At 67.4% G+C, this 17,162-nt stretch carries 11 protein-coding genes; 6 read left to right on the forward strand and 5 right to left on the reverse strand.

Annotated features, from left to right (window positions below; translation table 11 throughout):
* The first annotated feature begins 390 nt into the window (after nt 1-390).
* On the forward strand, nt 391-927 hold the full coding sequence (locus AC5QAH_RS11205; protein WP_005413028.1) for an adenine phosphoribosyltransferase: 537 nt from the start codon (nt 391-393) through the stop codon (nt 925-927).
* Between the two features lie 78 nt (nt 928-1,005).
* On the opposite strand, the gene dbpA is transcribed toward AC5QAH_RS11205, so the two are convergent.
* Both dbpA and AC5QAH_RS11215 read right to left on the reverse strand, forming a co-directional pair.
* The gene (dbpA, locus tag AC5QAH_RS11210; RefSeq protein WP_010484543.1) at nt 1,006-2,382 is read right to left on the reverse strand and encodes an ATP-dependent RNA helicase DbpA; all 1,377 of its coding nucleotides are present in this window, start codon (nt 2,380-2,382) and stop codon (nt 1,006-1,008) included.
* A gap of 85 nt (nt 2,383-2,467) precedes the next feature.
* Nucleotides 2,468-3,547 (reverse strand): YeiH family protein, encoded by a 1,080-nt coding sequence (locus AC5QAH_RS11215; RefSeq protein ID WP_010484545.1) that lies wholly within the window; start codon nt 3,545-3,547, stop codon nt 2,468-2,470.
* Between the two features lie 102 nt (nt 3,548-3,649).
* Here AC5QAH_RS11215 and AC5QAH_RS11220 point away from each other — a divergent pair, with 102 nt between their 5' ends.
* Nucleotides 3,650-4,525, forward strand: coding sequence for a LysR family transcriptional regulator (locus tag AC5QAH_RS11220; RefSeq protein WP_049454745.1), 876 nt, complete (start codon nt 3,650-3,652; stop codon nt 4,523-4,525).
* 346 nt (nt 4,526-4,871) lie between these two features.
* On the forward strand, nt 4,872-6,755 hold the full coding sequence (locus tag AC5QAH_RS11225) for an ATP-binding cassette domain-containing protein (RefSeq protein WP_010484548.1): 1,884 nt from the start codon (nt 4,872-4,874) through the stop codon (nt 6,753-6,755).
* Between the two features lie 152 nt (nt 6,756-6,907).
* Here the strand turns inward: AC5QAH_RS11225 and AC5QAH_RS11230 are convergent, their stop codons facing one another.
* Together AC5QAH_RS11230 and AC5QAH_RS11235 are read right to left on the reverse strand one after the other, a co-directional pair.
* Nucleotides 6,908-7,369 carry a c-type cytochrome gene (locus AC5QAH_RS11230; protein WP_019661289.1) on the reverse strand — a complete coding sequence of 154 codons (462 nt, stop codon included), beginning with the start codon at nt 7,367-7,369 and terminating at the stop codon, nt 6,908-6,910.
* Between the two features lie 9 nt (nt 7,370-7,378).
* On the reverse strand, nt 7,379-7,768 hold the full coding sequence (locus AC5QAH_RS11235; protein ID WP_005413034.1) for a c-type cytochrome: 390 nt from the start codon (nt 7,766-7,768) through the stop codon (nt 7,379-7,381).
* 206 nt (nt 7,769-7,974) lie between these two features.
* On the opposite strand from AC5QAH_RS11235, the gene AC5QAH_RS11240 reads away from it, so the two are divergent.
* The 3 genes from AC5QAH_RS11240 to AC5QAH_RS11250 are packed head-to-tail and all read left to right on the forward strand — an operon-like array spanning nt 7,975 to nt 15,721.
* Entirely contained in the window at nt 7,975-9,126 is a 1,152-nt protein-coding gene (locus AC5QAH_RS11240; RefSeq protein WP_010484552.1) for an efflux RND transporter periplasmic adaptor subunit, read from the forward strand.
* Nucleotides 9,123-12,644: an efflux RND transporter permease subunit gene (locus AC5QAH_RS11245; RefSeq protein ID WP_010484554.1), complete on the forward strand. Its 3,522-nt coding sequence runs from the start codon at nt 9,123-9,125 to the stop codon at nt 12,642-12,644. The genes AC5QAH_RS11240 and AC5QAH_RS11245 overlap by 4 nt, the downstream gene beginning before the upstream one ends.
* Nucleotides 12,641-15,721, forward strand: a complete 3,081-nt coding sequence (locus AC5QAH_RS11250; protein ID WP_191863718.1) for an efflux RND transporter permease subunit — start codon at nt 12,641-12,643, stop codon at nt 15,719-15,721. Before AC5QAH_RS11245 ends, AC5QAH_RS11250 begins: the two co-directional genes overlap by 4 nt.
* A gap of 216 nt (nt 15,722-15,937) precedes the next feature.
* On the opposite strand, the gene AC5QAH_RS11255 is transcribed toward AC5QAH_RS11250, so the two are convergent.
* A complete protein-coding gene (locus AC5QAH_RS11255; protein WP_005409278.1) occupies nt 15,938-17,158 on the reverse strand; it encodes a TraB/GumN family protein in 1,221 nt (406 codons plus the stop codon).
* Nucleotides 17,159-17,162: the final 4 nt, after the last annotated feature.

A 17,162-nucleotide genomic window follows, 5' to 3' on the forward strand; every position in this document is an offset into this window, starting at 1 on the left:
GATTTCGATGAAGATTCATCCACGCATGGCGTGGATCTACGACAGATCGCAGGAAACTGTCGAAGGCGGGGTGGGTCCGGTTGCGGGGGCGTGAGCCGCATGGGCCCGAGGCATGCCTCGGGCGGGTTGGGCAGGACGCCCAACCCCGGTCTTGCCGTGTGCGCAGGACAGCGCACACGAGCAAGCGGCGACCGAGCTTACATGGACGTACTTGCAGCGGCCCCCGCAACCGGACCCACCCCGCCATCCCACAGGAAACCCGCTTCTGCTGTTGCCGTTGCCGTTGCTTGAAGCCTCTGCAGGTGCCGGGCGCAGCCCGGCCGACACCCCCAACAGGCAGCCGGCGCCCGGAACAGGTACCCTATGCCGCCATCAGACAACCAACGTGACATGACCGACGCCCTCGTCGCTCCGCAGTGGGCCTCCCGCCTGCGCGACATCGCCGACTTCCCCAAGCCCGGCATCCTCTTCAAGGACATCATGCCGCTGCTCGCCCATGGCGAGGACTTCCGCGGTGCCATCACCGCGATGGCCGACCGTTGGCGCGACCAGAAGCTGGACGCGGTGATCGGTATCGAATCGCGTGGTTTCATCCTCGGTGCCGCCATGGCGCTGGAACTGGGCGTGGGCTTCGTGCCGGTGCGCAAGCCGGGCAAGCTGCCGGGCCAGGTGCTGCGCGAGGAATACACGCTGGAATACCGCAGCGACTGCATCGAAGTGCACGCCGATGCGCTGCCGGCCGGTGCCCGCGTGGCGATCATCGACGACGTGCTGGCCACGGGCGGCACGCTGGTCGCCGCGTTGTCGCTGGTGCGCCGCCTGGGTGTGGACGTGGTCGGTGCCGGCGTGCTGGTCGAGCTCGATGGCCTCGGCGGTCGTGCGCGCTGGGAATCGGATTTGCCGCTGCACACCGAACTGGTGTTCTGAGTCTGTCGCCGGGCGTGGCCCGGCGCTACACACGGCATGCAGGTAGTGCCGGGCCACGCCCGGCGACTACCTTGCCAATCACATCATCCGCACGCGGAAGCGACGGCCCTTGATCTTGCCGGCTTCCAGCCTGGCCACGGCCTTGTTGGCCTGCTCTCGGGCGATCGCCACGTAGGAGCGGGTCGGGAAGATCGCGATCTTCCCGATGAACTTGGCTGACAGGCCGGCATCACCGGTCAGCGCGCCAAGGATGTCGCCCGGGCGCAGCTTGTCGGTCTTGCCACCATCAATGCGCAGCGTGCGCATCGCGGCCTGCGGCAGCTCGGCCGGGCGCGAGGTCGCCAGCGGCGTCTTCTGCCAGTCCAACGGCTGCCCCATCTGCGCTTCGATGGCTTCGGCGCGGGTCTTCTCACGGCCGGCCACCAGGCTGATCGCCAGGCCGCTGGCACCGGCACGGCCGGTACGGCCCACGCGATGCTGGTAGCTCTCCACGTCGGTCGGCAGCTCGTAGTTGATCACCGCCGCCAGCTCTTCCACGTCCAGGCCACGTGCGGCCACGTCGCTGGCCACCAGCACGTTGCAGCTGCGGTTGGCCAGCAGCAACAGCACTTCCTCGCGGTCGCGCTGCTCCATGTCGCCATGCAGGGCGAGCGCGGAGAAGCCGAACTGCTGCAGGGAATTCGCAACCTCGTCCACGTCCTTGCGGGTGTTGCAGAACACCACCGCTGATTCCGGCGTGTACTTCAGCAGCAGGCCCGCCAGCGCCTTCTGGCGGTGCGCCGGTTCCACCTCGCAGAACAGGTGGCGGATGGCCGGCGCCTGATCGGCGCCTTCCACGGTCACTTCCACCGCGTCGCGCAGCAGGTCACGCGCCATGGCGCGGATGCTGTCGGGGAAGGTGGCGGAGAACAGCAGGCTCTGGCGGTCCTTGTGGGTGCGGCCGGCGATCTCGCGGATCGGCTCCTCGAAGCCCATATCGAGCATGCGGTCGGCTTCGTCCAGCACCAGCGTGCGCACCGCTCCCAGGTTCAGCGCGCGCTTGCGTGCCAGCTCCTGCACGCGGCCGGGTGTGCCGACCACCACATGCGGGTCATGGCCTTCCAGCGACGCCAGCTGAGGGCCCAGCGGCACGCCGCCCACCAGCAGCAACAGCTTCAGGTTGGGGATGCCGGTGGCCAGCTTGCGGATCTGCTTGCCGACCTGGTCGGCCAGTTCGCGGGTCGGGCACAGCACCAGCGCCTGCACGCGGATCAGGCTGGGGTCGATGGCCTGCAGCAGGCCCAGGCCGAAGGCGGCGGTCTTGCCGCTGCCGGTCGGCGCCTGTGCGATCACATCGCGGCCATCCAGAATGGCCGGCAGGCTCTGCGCCTGCACGGGGGTGAGGGTGGTGTAGCCGAGGGCATCCAGGCCGGGCTGCAGGGCCGGGCTCAGCGGCAGGGTCGAGAAGTCAGTCATGGCGCATTGTACCCGTCCGCGCGGCCGCTCCCTGCCACAGGGCCTTCATCCATGTGGGCGCCGACCTTGGTCGGCACGCTCTTGATCAGCCCAGCACCGCCAACACGCCCTGATGAATCGCCAGCCCCCCGAACAGCAGCCAGGCGAACAGGATCAGCGCCAGCAGCAGCGGCTTCAGGCCTGCCTGGCGCAGCGCCGAGACGTGGGTGGTCAGGCCCAGCGCGGCCATCGCCATCGCCAGCAGCACGGTATCCAGCTGCACCAGCCCGGCCTGCAGGCCCGCCGGCAGCAGATGCAGCGAGTTGAAACCGGCCACCGCCACGAAACCGAAGGCGAACCACGGCACCACGATGCGCGCCTTGCTGCCGTCGGCGCTGGCCTTGCCGCCACGCGCCAGCCACAGCGACAGCGCAACCAGGAACGGCGCCAGCAGCATCACCCGCACCATCTTGGTGATCACCGCCGTATCAGCCGCCGCTTCATTGACCGCACGGCCTGCCGCCACCACCTGTGCCACTTCATGCACCGTCGCACCGGTGAAAAGGCCGTACTGCCGCGCATCCATCGCCAGCCAGCCGTGCGACTGCACCAGGGCATACAGCGCCGGGTACAGGAACATCGCCAGCGTGCCGAACACCACCACCGTAGAGACCGCGACCGTGACCTGCGCAGCGCGGCCGCGCACCACCGGTTCGGCGGCCATCACCGCTGCCGCGCCGCAGATCGCGCTGCCAGCACCGATCAGCATCGCTGCCTCGCGCTCCATCTTGAACACGCGCACACCCAGCCAGCAGGCCAGGCCGAAGGTGCTGGCGACCACCAGCACGTCCATCAGCACGCCGCTGACGCCGACGTGGCCGATGTCCTGGAAGGTCAAGCGCAGGCCGTACAGCACGATGCCGGCGCGCAGCAGCCAGTGCTTGGAAAAGCCGACACCGGCCGCGCTGCTCGGAGCCAGCCGCGGATAGAGGGTGTTGCCGATCACGATGCCGGCGACGATGGCCACGGTCAGCGCACTCAGGCCGTGTGCCTGCAGCCACGGCAGCTCGGCCAGGTACAGCGACGCCGCTGCGATCAGGCCGACCAGCAGCAGGCCGGGCAGGCGCGGCTGCCAGCGTTGGCGCAGGGCGGGCAGGGACCAGGGGGAGAGGGCGGGGGCGTTCATGGCACGGGCAGCGCTGGAGAGATGGGGCAAGCGTGCGCCTGAGACGATTACCTGTAAAACAAATAATATAGGTGAAACCTACCCATCAAGAAGGTAAGTGCCATGCGCCTGACCTTGCGCCAGCTGCAGGTCTTCGTCGCCATCGCCGATCACGGCAGCACTACCGCCGCCGGCCAGGCCATCGCGCTTTCGCAATCCGCCAGCAGTGCCGCCCTGCAGGAGTTGGAAGCCCACTTCGGCACCCCGCTGTTCGACCGCATCGGCCGCCGCCTGGCGCTGAACGGGCACGGCCGCGCACTGCTGGAGCCGGCGCGTACCTTGCTGGTCAACGCCGCCGATCTGGAGCGGCAGCTGGCCGCCGGCGGCGACCCGTCGCAGGGCGCGCCGCTGCGGCTGGTGCTGGCGGCCAGTACCACCATCGGCAATTACCTGCTGCCGCCACGCATCGCCGAACTGCTGCGCCAGGCGCCACAGGCCGAGGTCGATCTGCGCATCGACAACAGTGCCGGCGTTGTCGCCGCCGTGCAGCGCCTGGACGTCGACGCCGGCCTGATCGAAGGCCCGTGTCACGAGCGCGGCCTGCAGGTGACCGCCTGGCAGCAGGATCCGCTGGTGATCGTCGCCGCCGACGACGCTCCGCCGCGCTGGACGCTGGACGAACTGCGCCGCGCCCGCTGGCTGCTGCGCGAACCGGGTTCCGGTACCCGCGAAGCGGTGGAGCAGGCCCTGCTGCCGCATCTGCGAGGTTTCGCCCAGACCCTGCAGCTGGGCAATACCGAAGCGATCAAGCAGGCCGCGATCGCCGGCCTCGGCCTGGCCTGCCTCTCGCGCCACGCGCTGGAAGAGCCGCTGGCGCTGGGCCACCTGCGCGTGCTGGACACCCCGCTGCCTCCCCTGCAGCGCACGCTGTGGCTGGTGCGCCACCCGGGCAAGCAGTGGCTGCCGGGGTTGCAGGCGTTGCTGGGGCAGGTGGAGTAATCCATCAGACCCCCAGTCGAGTCCATCCATCGACACTTCTTGTAGCGCTCATCCACGCATGGCGTGGATCGACCGTGTCCACCAAGGTCGCCACCCACCAGAGCAGAATGCCGTTCCGACAGATCGCAGAAATCTGTCGAAGGCGGGATGGGTCCGGTTGCGGGGGTGTCCGCGGCATGGATGCCGCGGCCAAGCCCCCAGGGACGGGTTTACGGCGTCCCCCGCGACCGGACCCATCCCGCCATCCCACAGGAAACCAGCTTTTGACGTTGCTTTGGCTGCGGCGGTTGCCTCTGCGGGTGCCGGGTGCAACCCGGCCGACGCCCCCAACCCGTACAATATCCGGATGCCTCTGATTACTCTGCAGAACGTCGACTTCAGCGTCGGCGGCCCGTTGTTGCTGGAAAAGGCCGAACTGTCGATCGAGCCGGGCGAACGCATCGCCCTGATCGGCCGCAACGGCGCCGGCAAATCCACCCTGCTCAAGCTGCTGTCCGGCGACCACAAGCCCGATGACGGCGAAGTCCGCGTGCAGCAGGGCGTGCGCGTCACCCGCCTGGAGCAGGAAGTGCCACACGGCGCCGCCGGCTCGGTGTTCGACGTCGTCGCCGATGGCCTCGGCGAACTGGGCCAGTGGCTGGCCGAATTCCACCACCTCAGCCATGCAGAAGTATTCGATGGCGAAGCCCTCGGCAACGTGCAGGCCAAGATCGACGCCGCCAACGGCTGGGGCCTGGACCAGCGCGTCAGCGAAACCCTGACCAAGCTCGACCTGGACGGCGAGGCCGAGTTCGGCCGCCTGTCCGGCGGCATGAAGCGCCGCGTGCTGCTCGCCCGTGCACTGGTCTCCAGTCCGGATGTGTTGCTGCTGGACGAACCGACCAACCACCTCGACATCGAAGCCATCGACTGGCTCGAAGCGTTCCTGAAGGGCTGGAGTGGCAGCGTGGTGTTCGTCACCCATGACCGCCGCTTCCTGCGTGCGCTGGCCACCCGCATCGTCGAGATCGACCGCGGTCAGGTCACCAGCTGGCCGGGCGACTGGGCCAACTACGAGCGCCGTCGCGAGGAACGCCTCAACGCGCAGGCGCAGGAAAACGCACGCTTCGACAAGCTGCTGGCGCAGGAAGAAGTGTGGATCCGCCAGGGCATCAAGGCCCGTCGTACCCGCGACGAAGGCCGCGTGCGCCGCCTGAAGGCGATGCGCACCGAGCGTTCGCAGCGCCGCGATCTCAGTGGCAACGTCAAGATGGAAGCCGCGCAGGGCGTCAGCTCCGGCAAGAAGGTCATCGACGTCAAGGACATTTCGTTCGCCTTCGGCGAGCGCACCATGGTCCGCGATTTCACCACGACCATTCTGCGTGGCGACCGCATCGGCCTGATCGGCCCCAACGGCAGCGGCAAGACCACGCTGCTGAAGCTGCTGCTGGGTGAACTGCAGCCGGCCAAGGGCGAAGTCAACGCCGGCACCAACCTGCAGATCGCCTATTTCGACCAGTACCGCGCGGTGCTGCGCGAAGACTGGAGCGCGATCGAGAACGTGGCCGAAGGCCGCGATTTCCTCGAGTTCAACGGCAAGCGCAAGCACGTGCATGCCTACCTGCAGGACTTCATGTTCACCCCGGAACGTGCGCGCGCACCGATCACCCGCCTGTCCGGTGGCGAGCGCAACCGCCTGCTGCTGGCCAAGCTGTTCGCGCAGCCGTCCAACCTGCTGGTGATGGACGAACCGACCAACGACCTGGACGTGGAAACGCTGGAGCTGCTGGAAGAGCTGCTGGGCGATTACACCGGCACCCTGCTGCTGGTCAGCCATGACCGTGACTTCATCGACAACGTGGTCACCTCCACGCTGGTGATGGAAGGCGATGGCGTGATCGGCGAATACGTGGGCGGTTACAGCGACTGGCAGCGTTATGCGGCCAGCATCGCAGCGCCTGCCGCGGCTCCGGCAGCCAAGCCGGCGGTTGCTGCACCGGCCACCCCGACGGCCGCAGCTCCGGCCGCACCGAAGCGCAAGCTGGCCTACAAGGAAGCGCGCGAACTGGAGCAGCTGCCGAAGACCATCGAGAAGCTGGAAGGCGATGTCGAAGGGCTGACCTCGGCGATGAACGATCCGTCGTTCTACACCCGCAGCAGCGCCGAAGTGACCGCGCACACCCAGCAGCTGGCCAAGGTGCAGGCCGAGCTGGATGCCGCGTACGCACGCTGGGAAGAGCTGGAAGGCTGAGCGTTGACCGGCGCCAGCGGTTGCGCCGATTGATGTAGAGCCGAGCCCACGCTCGGCTCAGTAGATCCACGCCATGCGTGGATATCCGGATCTGTGCGGACCAACGGTCCGCACCCACCAATCATCGGTCCGCACAGACCGGGGGCCGGCGGTCATTTAACCCCGTGCAGGTCCCGCAGCTGGCTGGGCCGGCTGCCGAAGTACGCCGCCAGATCGGCGATGTCCTGATCGCTCAGGTCCTTCGCCTGCGGCGTCATCAACATGTGCTGGCGGTCACCGGCACGGTAGGCCTGCAGGGCGTGCGCCAGATAGTCGCCGTACTGCCCACCCAGCTTCGGATAGGTCGGGTCGATCGGCGCATTGCCGTCAGCCCCGTGGCAGTCGATGCAGCTCTGGTTGGTGGCCTTGCCCTTCACCTTGGCGCGGGCTTCACCGGCGGCCTCGCGGCCTGCGGGCAGGCCGGCCGAAGAAGAAGAGCCGTGTTCGCCGCTGGCATGGCCCGGGTCGGCGGCGGATTTCTCGCTGTTTTCCACCTGCGACTGCGAACAGGCCGCCAGCAGCAGGGCAACGGACAGGGCGATGGCGTGACGCATCGGATGCGCGGCTTTCGACATGGGCGGGCCTTACTTGACGGTGGACAGGTAAACAGAGAGATCGGCGATCTCCTGTTCGCTGAAACTCATCGACTGCGCCTGCATCGTCGGATGCCGGCGCTTGCCCTGGCGGTATTCGGTCAGGGCCTGGGCCAGGTACTGCTGGGTCTGGCCGCCGATCTTCGGCACCCGGTAACTGGGGTAGGCGTTCTTGTAGCCGGTGATCCCGTGGCAGCCCTGACAGGTGTAGGCCAGGACACGGCCATTGTCGAAGTTGCCGGTGGGGGCGGCGGGCGCCGGGGCAGCGGCGGGAGCCGGGGCCGGGGCCGGTGTGGCAGGAGCAGGAGCGGGCTGTGCGGCGGCCCCAAGGGGCAGGAGGACGGCCAGAGCGAGACAAGCGGCGAGCGGCTGCGGGCGCATGGTGTCGTTTCCGGGGATTCGGGTCTGGTCGTTCCGGCGTGGGGTACGGAACGACCCGAGTATAGCCCCAGGTTTCATCTAGCTGAAATGGGGGGCGGGCCGACCAGTGGCACGAAGGCACCATGACCTTTGGGATATGGTGTTGCCGTGAAGTGGTGCATTACTTTGCTACCACACCTGTCCACGCATCCTCCAGGGACCTGACGATGTCGCACCCAACCTTCCTGTCCGGCCGTCGCAGCGGAATCTGCGCTGCCGCACTGCTGATCTCCACCTCCCTGCTGCTGGGCGGTTGCGCCGCAGGGCCCAATTCCGAAGCCAAGGCCGCCGAGACCAAGGAGGAGAAGAAGGTCGACGCGGTCCCGGTCGAAGTGGCCGTGGCCAGCCACCGTGCCGTCGCGGCCAGCTACACCGGTACCGCCGCGTTGGAACCACGCGCCGAATCGCAGGTGGTCGCCAAGACCTCCGGCGTGGCGCTGGCGGTGCTGGTCGAGGAAGGCCAGCGGGTGACCGCTGGCCAGCCGCTGGTGCGCCTGGACCCGGACCGCGCACGCCTGGCCGTGGCGCAGAGCGAAGCGCAGATGCGCAAGCTGGAAAACGACTATCAGCGTGCACAGAAGCTGGTCGTCCAGCAGCTGGTCAGTGCGGCCAGCGTTGACCAGCTGCGCTACGACCTGGAAAACGTCCGTGCGCAGTACCGCCTGGCCACGCTGGAACTGTCCTACACCACGGTGGTGGCGCCGATCTCCGGCGTGATCGCCTCGCGCTCGATCAAGACCGGCAACTTCGTGCAGATCAACACGCCGATCTTCCGCATCGTCGACAACTCGCGGCTGGAAGCCACGCTCAATGTGCCCGAGCGCGAGCTGGCTACGCTGCGCGCCGGCCAGCCGGTGACACTGGCTGCCGATGCACTGCCGGGGCAGAGCTTCACCGGCACCGTCGATCGCATCGCGCCGGTGGTGGATTCGGGCAGCGGCACGTTTCGCGTGGTCAGTGCCTTCGACGGCGCCGCGCACGCGCTGCAGCCCGGCATGTTCGGCCGCATCCGCATCGATTACGACCAGCGTGCCGATGCGCTGGTGGTGCCGCGCCTGGCGCTGCTCGACGACGGTGAGCCGGCGGTGTTCCGGGTGCGCGAAGGCAAGGTCGCACGCGTTCCGGTCAAGCTGGGTTACGCCGAGGGCCCGTGGGTGGAGATCCGTGATGGCCTGGCGGCCGGTGATCAGGTGGTCACCGCCGGCAAGGTCGCGCTGCGCGACGGCACCGCAGTGCAGGTGATCGCTGATCCGAAGGCAAAGGCGAAGACGGTCGCAGCGGCCGCCAAGCCGGCAGACAAGGCCGGGAGCAAGCAATGACCGCCCCGGGCCACGACCACGGTGCCTCGCCGGCGAGCGACGGCGCCGCCGCCGGCATGCGCGGCGGCCTGGTGGAATTCGCCACCCGCCGCCGCGTGACCATCGCCATGTGCACGGTCACCCTGCTGCTGTTCGGCCTGATTGCGCTGGGCAACCTCAAGGTCAACCTGCTGCCCGACCTGAGCTACCCGACGCTGACCGTGCGCACCGAGTACACCGGTGCGGCGCCGACCGAAATCGAAACCCTGATCACCCAGCCGGTCGAAGAAGCGGTGGGCGTGGTCAAGAACCTGCGCAAGCTGAAGTCGGTCTCGCGCACCGGCCAGAGCGACGTGGTGCTGGAGTTTGCCTGGGGCACCAACATGGACCAGGCCAGCCTGGAGGTGCGCGACAAGATGGAAGCGCTGAACCTGCCACTGGAGGCCAAGGCCCCGGTGCTGCTGCGCTTCAATCCGTCCACCGAGCCGATCATGCGCCTGGTGCTGTCGAACAAGGTGGCACCGGCCAGCGATGCCGATGCGATCCGCGAGCTGACCGGCCTGCGCCGCTATGCCGATGAAGACCTGAAGAAGAAGCTGGAGCCGGTCACCGGCGTCGCAGCGGTCAAGGTCGGCGGTGGCCTGGAAGACGAGATCCAGGTCGACATCGACCAGCAGAAGCTGGCGCAGCTGAACCTGCCGATCGACACCGTCATCAAGCGCCTGAAGGACGAGAACATCAACATCTCCGGCGGTCGCCTGGAGGAGGGTTCGCAGCGCTTCCTGGTGCGCACCGTCAACCAGTTCGCCGACCTGGAGGAAATCCGCAACCTGCTGGTGACCACCCAGGCCGCCAATGGCAGCGCGGCCGACTCGGCACTGCAGCAGATGTTCAACATCGCCGCATCGACCGGTTCGGCGGCCGCGATCGCGGCGGCGTCGGCGGCGCAGAGCGCGTCCTCCGGCGGTGGTTCCAGCGTGGTCGCCAACGGTGTGCCGGTGCGCCTGAAGGATGTGGCCACCGTGCGCCAGGGCTACAAGGAACGCGAAGCGGTGATCCGCCTGGGTGGCAAGGAATCGGTTGAACTGGCCATCTACAAGGAAGGCGATGCCAACACCGTGTCCACCGCCGAAGCGCTGCGCAAGCGCCTGGAGCAGATCAAGGGCACGTTCCCGTCCGACGTCGAGATGACCACCATCGAGGACCAGTCGCGCTTCATCGAGCACGCCATCGCCGACGTCAAGAAGGATGCGGTGATCGGCGGGCTGCTGGCCATCCTGATCATCTTCCTGTTCCTGCGTGATGGCTGGAGCACGTTCGTGATCAGCCTGTCGCTGCCGGTCTCGATCATCGCCACGTTCTTCTTCATGGGCCAGCTCGGCCTGAGCCTGAACGTGATGTCGCTGGGCGGTCTGGCACTGGCCACCGGCCTGGTGGTGGACGACTCGATCGTGGTGCTGGAGAGCATCGCCAAGGCGCGTGAGCGTGGCCTGGGTATCCTGCAGGCGGCCATCGTCGGTACCCGCGAAGTGAGCATGGCGGTGGTCGCCTCGACCCTGACCACCATCGCGGTGTTCCTGCCGCTGGTGTTCGTCGACGGCATCGCCGGCCAGCTGTTCCGCGACCAGGCACTGACCGTGGCGATCGCCATTGCGATCTCGCTGCTGGTGTCGATGACGCTGATCCCGATGCTGAGCTCGCTGAAGGGACGGCCGCCGCTGGCGTTCCCGGAAGAGGCACCGAACGAGCCGTGGCAGCCGCAGAACCGTTGGCAGAAGCCGGTGGCGCTGGGTCGCCGTGGTGCCGTGGCGACCGCGCGCTGGAGCTTCTATGCACTGGCCTGGCTGGTCGTGCGGGCGTGGCGTGGCGTGGTGGCGGTGGTTGGCCCGGTGATGCGCAAGGCCAGCGATCTGGCGATGAAGCCCTATGCCGGTGCCGAGCGCGGCTACCTGCGACTGCTGCCGAGCGCGCTGGCGCATCCGGGCAAGGTGCTGGGCGTGGCCACGATCATCTTCGTGGCGACCATGGCGCTGGTGCCGATGCTCGGTGCCGACCTGATTCCGCAGCTGGCACAGGACCGCTTCGAAATGACGGTGAAGCTGCCGGCCGGCACGCCGCTGAAGCAGACCGATGCGCTGGTGCGCGAGCTGCAGCTGGCGCATGGCAAGGGTGAAGGCGTGGCCTCGCTGTATGGTGTCAGTGGCAGCGGCACCCGCCTGGATGCCAGCCCGACCGAAAGCGGCGAGAACATCGGCAAGCTGACCGTGGTGATGGAAGGCGGCGGCAACGCGCGCACCGAGGCGGAGATCACCGAGCGCCTGCGTGACACCATGGGCCAGCATCCGGGTGCCCAGGTCGACTTCGCGCGGCCGGCGTTGTTCAGTTTCTCCACGCCGCTGGAAATCGAGCTGCGCGGGCAGGACATGGCGACGCTCGAAGTGGCCGGCCAGCGCCTGGCGGCGATGCTGCGCGGCAACGCGCACTACGCCGACGTGAAGTCGACGGTGGAGGAGGGCTTCCCGGAAATCCAGATCCGCTTCGACCAGGAACGCGCGGGTGCGCTGGGCCTGACCACCCGCCAGATCGCCGATGTGGTGGTCAAGAAGGTGCGCGGTGACGTGGCCACCCGCTACAGCTTCCGTGACCGCAAGATCGACGTGCTGGTGCGTGCACAGGAAGGTGATCGTGCCAGCGTGGAAAGCATCCGCCGCCTGATCGTCAATCCCGGCAGTACCCGTCCGGTGACGCTGGACGCGGTTGCCGACGTGGTTGCCACCACTGGCCCCAGCGAGATCCATCGCGCCGACCAGACCCGCGTGGCCGTGGTCTCGGCCAACCTGCGCGACATCGATCTGGGTGCGGCCATGCGTGAAGTGCAGCAGATGGTCGCCGAGCAACCGCTGGGCGCGGGTGTCGGCCTGCACATCGGCGGCCAGGGTGAGGAGCTGGCGCAGGCGGCGAAGTCGCTGATCTTCGCCTTCGGCCTGGCGATCTTCCTGGTCTACCTGGTGATGGCGTCGCAGTTCGAGTCGCTGCTGCATCCGTTCGTGATCCTGTTCACCATCCCGCTGGCGCTGGTCGGCGCGATCCTGGCACTGATGCTGACCGGCAAGCCCATCTCGGTGGTGGTGTTCATCGGCCTGATCCTGCTGGTGGGCCTGGTCACCAAGAACGCGATCATCCTGATCGACAAGGTCAACCAGCTGCGCGAGGCCGGCGTGGCCAAGCATGAGGCTCTGGTGGAAGGTGCACGTTCGCGCCTGCGGCCGATCATCATGACCACCCTGTGCACGCTGTTCGGCTTCCTGCCGCTGGCGGTGGCGATGGGCGAGGGTGCTGAAGTGCGTGCGCCGATGGCGATCACCGTAATCGGTGGCCTGCTGGTGTCGACCCTGCTCACCCTGCTGGTGATCCCGGTGGTGTACGACCTGATGGATCGCCGCGGTGATGCCTACTACCGCGAGCGTGGCCGCAAGCACGCCGGTGAGATCGAGCCGGGTGCAGCAGGCAGCGCGGCGGGTGTGGAGGAGCCGGCATGAGTGTTGCCGAGTTCTCCATCCGCCGTCCGGTCACCACCATCATGTGTTTTGTGTCACTGGTGGTGATCGGCCTGATCGCCTCGTTCCGGCTGCCGCTGGAAGCGCTGCCGGACATCTCCGCGCCGTTCCTGTTCGTGCAGATCCCGTACACCGGTTCAACCCCGGAGGAAGTGGAGCGGACCATCATCCGCCCGGTGGAGGAATCGCTGGCGACGATGACCGGCATCAAGCGCATGCGCTCGTCGGCCACCTCCGAGGCGGCGCTGATCTTCATCGAGTTCAGCGACTGGGACCGCGACATCGCCATCGCCGCCTCCGATGCACGCGAACGCATCGATGCGATCCGCAGCGACCTGCCCGATGACCTGCAGCGCTACAACGTGTTCAAGTGGTCCAGCAGTGACCAGCCGGTGCTGAAGGTGCGGCTGGCCAGCACCACCGACCTGACCACTGCCTATGACATGCTCGACCGCGAGTTCAAGCGGCGCATCGAGCGCATCCCCGGCGTGGCCCGCGTCGACATCACCGGCGCGCCGCCGAACGAGGTGGAGATCGCCATCGATCCGAACCGCCTCAACGCGCACGGTCTGAGCATCAATGAGCTGAGCGAGCGCCTGCGCACGCTGAACTTCTCGATCTCCGCCGGGCAGATCGATGACAACGGCCAGCGCGTGCGCGTGCAGCCGGTGGGCGAGATCACCGACCTGCAGGAAATGCGCGACCTGGTGATCAACGCCAAGGGCCTGCGCCTGGGCGACATCGCCGACGTGCGCCTGAAACCGGCGCGGATGAACTACGGGCGTCGCCTAGACGGCAACCCGGCGGTCGGCCTGGACATCTTCAAGGAACGCAGTGCCAACCTGGTGGAAGTCTCGCGCGCGGCGCTGGCCGAGGTCGAATCGATCCGCACGGAGCCGTCGATGCGCGACGTGCAGATCAAGGTGATCGACAACCAGGGCAAGGCGGTGACCTCCTCGCTGCTGGAACTGGCCGAGGCCGGTGCGGTCGGCCTGATCCTGTCGGTGACGGTGCTGTTCTTCTTCCTGCGCCATTGGCCGTCCACGCTGATGGTCACCCTGGCCATCCCGATCTGCTTCACCATCACCCTGGGCTTCATGTACTTCGTCGGGGTGACGCTGAACATCCTGACCATGATGGGCCTGCTGCTGGCCGTCGGCATGCTGGTCGACAACGCCGTGGTGGTGGTGGAGAGCATCTACCAGGAGCGCGAGCGCCTGCCCGGGCAGCCGCGGCTGGCCTCGATCATCGGCACCCGCAACGTGGCCATCGCGCTCAGCGCCGGCACGCTGTGCCACTGCATCGTGTTCGTGCCGAACCTGTTCGGCGAGACCAACAACATCAGCATCTTCATGGCGCAGATCGCGATCACCATCTCGGTCTCGCTGCTGGCCTCGTGGCTGGTCGCGGTCAGCCTGATCCCGATGCTGTCCGCGCGCATGGCCACGCCCAAGCAGGTGCACTCGCAGACCGGCATGATCGCGCGCCTGCAGCGCCGCTACGCCAGGCTGCTGGACTGGTCGCTGCATCATCGTGGCTGGAGCCTGCTCGGCATTCTGCTGGTGGTGCTGGTCAGCCTGGTGCCGATGAAGCTGACCAAGATCGACATGTTCGGTGGTGACGGCGGCAAGGACATCTTCATCGGCTACATGTGGAAGGGCGCCTACACCTATCGGCAGATGTCCGAGGAAGTGGCGCGGGTGGAGAACTGGATCGATGCCAACCGTGAACGCCTGCACGTCAAGCAGGTCTATTCCTGGTACAGCGAGCAGGAAGGCAGCTCCACCGTGGTCACCCTGGACGAGAAGTACGCCAAGGACATCAAGGCGCTGCAGGAAGAACTGCGCAAGGGCCTGCCGAAGTCAGCCCGCACCGACTACTTCGTCGGCAACCAGGGCGGCGATGGGGGTGGCGGCGGCAACCAGGGCGTGCAGGTGCAGCTGGTCGGCGACTCCAGTTCGATGCTGCAGGAGATCGGCCAGGAAGTGGTACCGCTGCTGGCCCAGCGTGCCGAGCTGCGCGATGTGCGCATCGACAATGGTGAGAAGGGCGGCGAGCTGAAGGTGCGCGTCGACCGCGAGCGCGCCGCCGCATTCGGCTTCAATGCCGAACAGGTGGCTAGCTTCGTCGGCCTGGCCCTGCGCGGTGCGCCGATGCGCGAGTTCCGCCGCGGCGACAATGAAGTGCCGGTGTGGGTGCGCTTCGCTGGCGCCGAGCAGAGCAGCCCGGAAGACCTGGCCGGTTTCAGCGTGCGCACCGGCGATGGCCGCAGCGTGCCACTGCTGAGCCTGGTCACCGTCGACGTCGGCTCGTCGGCCACCCAGATCGGCCGCACCAACCGCCAGACCACGCTGACCATCAAGGCCAACCTGGCCGAGAAGGTCACCGCGCCGGATGGCCGCAAGGCGATGGAGTCGGTGCTCAAGCCGATGAACTTCCCGGCCGGCTATGGCTTCACCTTCGACGGCGGCGACTACGGCAACGATGACGAAGCCATGCAGCAGATGGTGTTCAATCTGCTGATCGCGCTGGTGATGATCTACGTGGTGATGGCAGCGGTGTTCGAGTCGCTGCTGTTCCCGGCGGCGATCATGAGCGGCGTGCTGTTCTCGATCTTCGGCGTGTTCTGGCTGTTCTGGATCACCGGCACCTCGTTCGGGATCATGTCCTTCATCGGCATCCTTGTGCTGATGGGGGTGGTGGTGAACAACGGCATCGTGATGATCGAACACATCAACAACCTGCGGCGCGGCGGCATGGGCCGAACGCAGGCACTGGTTGAAGGCTCCCGCGAGCGCCTGCGCCCGATCATGATGACCATGGGCACGGCGATCCTGGCGATGGTGCCGATCTCGCTGACCAATACGCAGATGTTCGGCAACGGCCCGGAGTACGCGCCGATGGCGCGCGCGATTGCCGGGGGCCTGGCGTTCTCGACCGTGGTCAGCCTGCTGTTCCTGCCGACCATCTACGCGGTGCTCGATGACCTGCGCAATGCCGTGACGCGGCTGATCCGCCGCGCGCGCGGCCTGGAGGTCGTGGCGGGTACCCCGGTGTAGTGGTCGAGCTTGCTCGACCGTAATGCGCGCCAACGTGTTGTGGTGTGGGGGAGGCCGGTCGTAGTGGGGCGGCCTCCCCCTTTTTTTCTGCTCGCCGCGTCTGTTTGTCTCTGTAGAGCCGAGCCCATGCTCGGCTGCTGTTCGCCGCGTCGCCGCGTCGCCGCGTCGGCCGAGCGTGGGCTCGTGCGCTACAGATTCTGTGGCCGGTTGAGGGGTTTACCCCGCCACCTTGCCCCACACCTTGAACGTGGTCAGCCACAGGCCGAGCATGCTGCCGATGTTGGTCAGCATGAAGGTCAGCACCACGCGGGTGACGCGATTGCGATACCAGCCCTTCAGGCTCTGCGCATCGTCGCGCAGCTTGAGGAAGTCCTCATACGCCGGCTTGCGCAGGCGCGCTTCCACCAAGGCCGAGAATGCGCCGGTCGGGATGCTCAGGCGGAACGGCTTGAACGGGGCCACCGCGATTGCAGTGAGGATGCTCAGCGGGTGGCCACCGGCCAGCAGGCAGCCCAGGCCCGCCAGGCCGCCGGTATACATCGCCCAGGTCGCCAGCAGCTCGGTACCCACGCCGAGGCCGCCGCGATAGAAGCCCACGCCGATGCCGGTCGCCACGATCGCCAGGATGCCCAGCGTGAACCAAGGGATGTTGCGCTTCTTCGGTACCGCTTCCAGCTCGGCACGCAGCGGCGCCGGTGCTTCGGTGTCGGTTTCCAGGTAGCGCGCCAGGCCTGCAAGGTGACCCGCACCGACAACCGCCAGCACTTCACGCTGCTGCGGGTTGTGCTCCTCGCGCAGGCGCGTGGCCATGTAGCGGTCGCGCTCGCCGATGATGGTCTCGTACAGCGCTGGGCTCTCGCTGGCGAACTCACCGAAGCTCGATTCCAGCATGTCGCCCTGCTTGAGCTTCTCGATCTCGTTCTCGCCCACTTCCTCGGACGAGAACAGGCCGGCGCCGAGGCCGGCGACCAGCTTCAGCTTGCCGAAGAAACCCAGCCGCTGCGAGGCGCGGCGGAAGGTCAGGCCGACCTCGCGGTCGATCAGGTGCACCGGCAGGTCGCGTTCGCGGGCCAGTTCCACCGCGCGCTTCAGTTCGGCGCCCGGCTCGATGTCCAGCTGTTCGGCCAAGCGGCGCTGGTAGGCGGACAGCGCCAGGTTGGCCGCGAACAGGGCGACGCGGCCCTTGCGGATCACCTCGACCAGGTCGAGCTTGGCCAGCGTGTCCGGATCACTCAGTGCCTGCAGGCGCTGCGGGTCCAGTTCAACGGCAACGGCATCGAAGCGGCCGCTGTCGATGGCTTTCTCCACCGCCTCAACGCTGGCGCGCGAAACGTGGGCAGTGCCCAGCAGGGTGTAGCGCACGCCGTCGCGTTCGACGACGCGTACCGGCTGGCCGGCGAACAGGTCGTCGCCGGTTTCGGGAAGGGTTTCGGTCATGGGT

The organism is Stenotrophomonas sp. YJH_SMC_43, assembly GCF_059372535.1.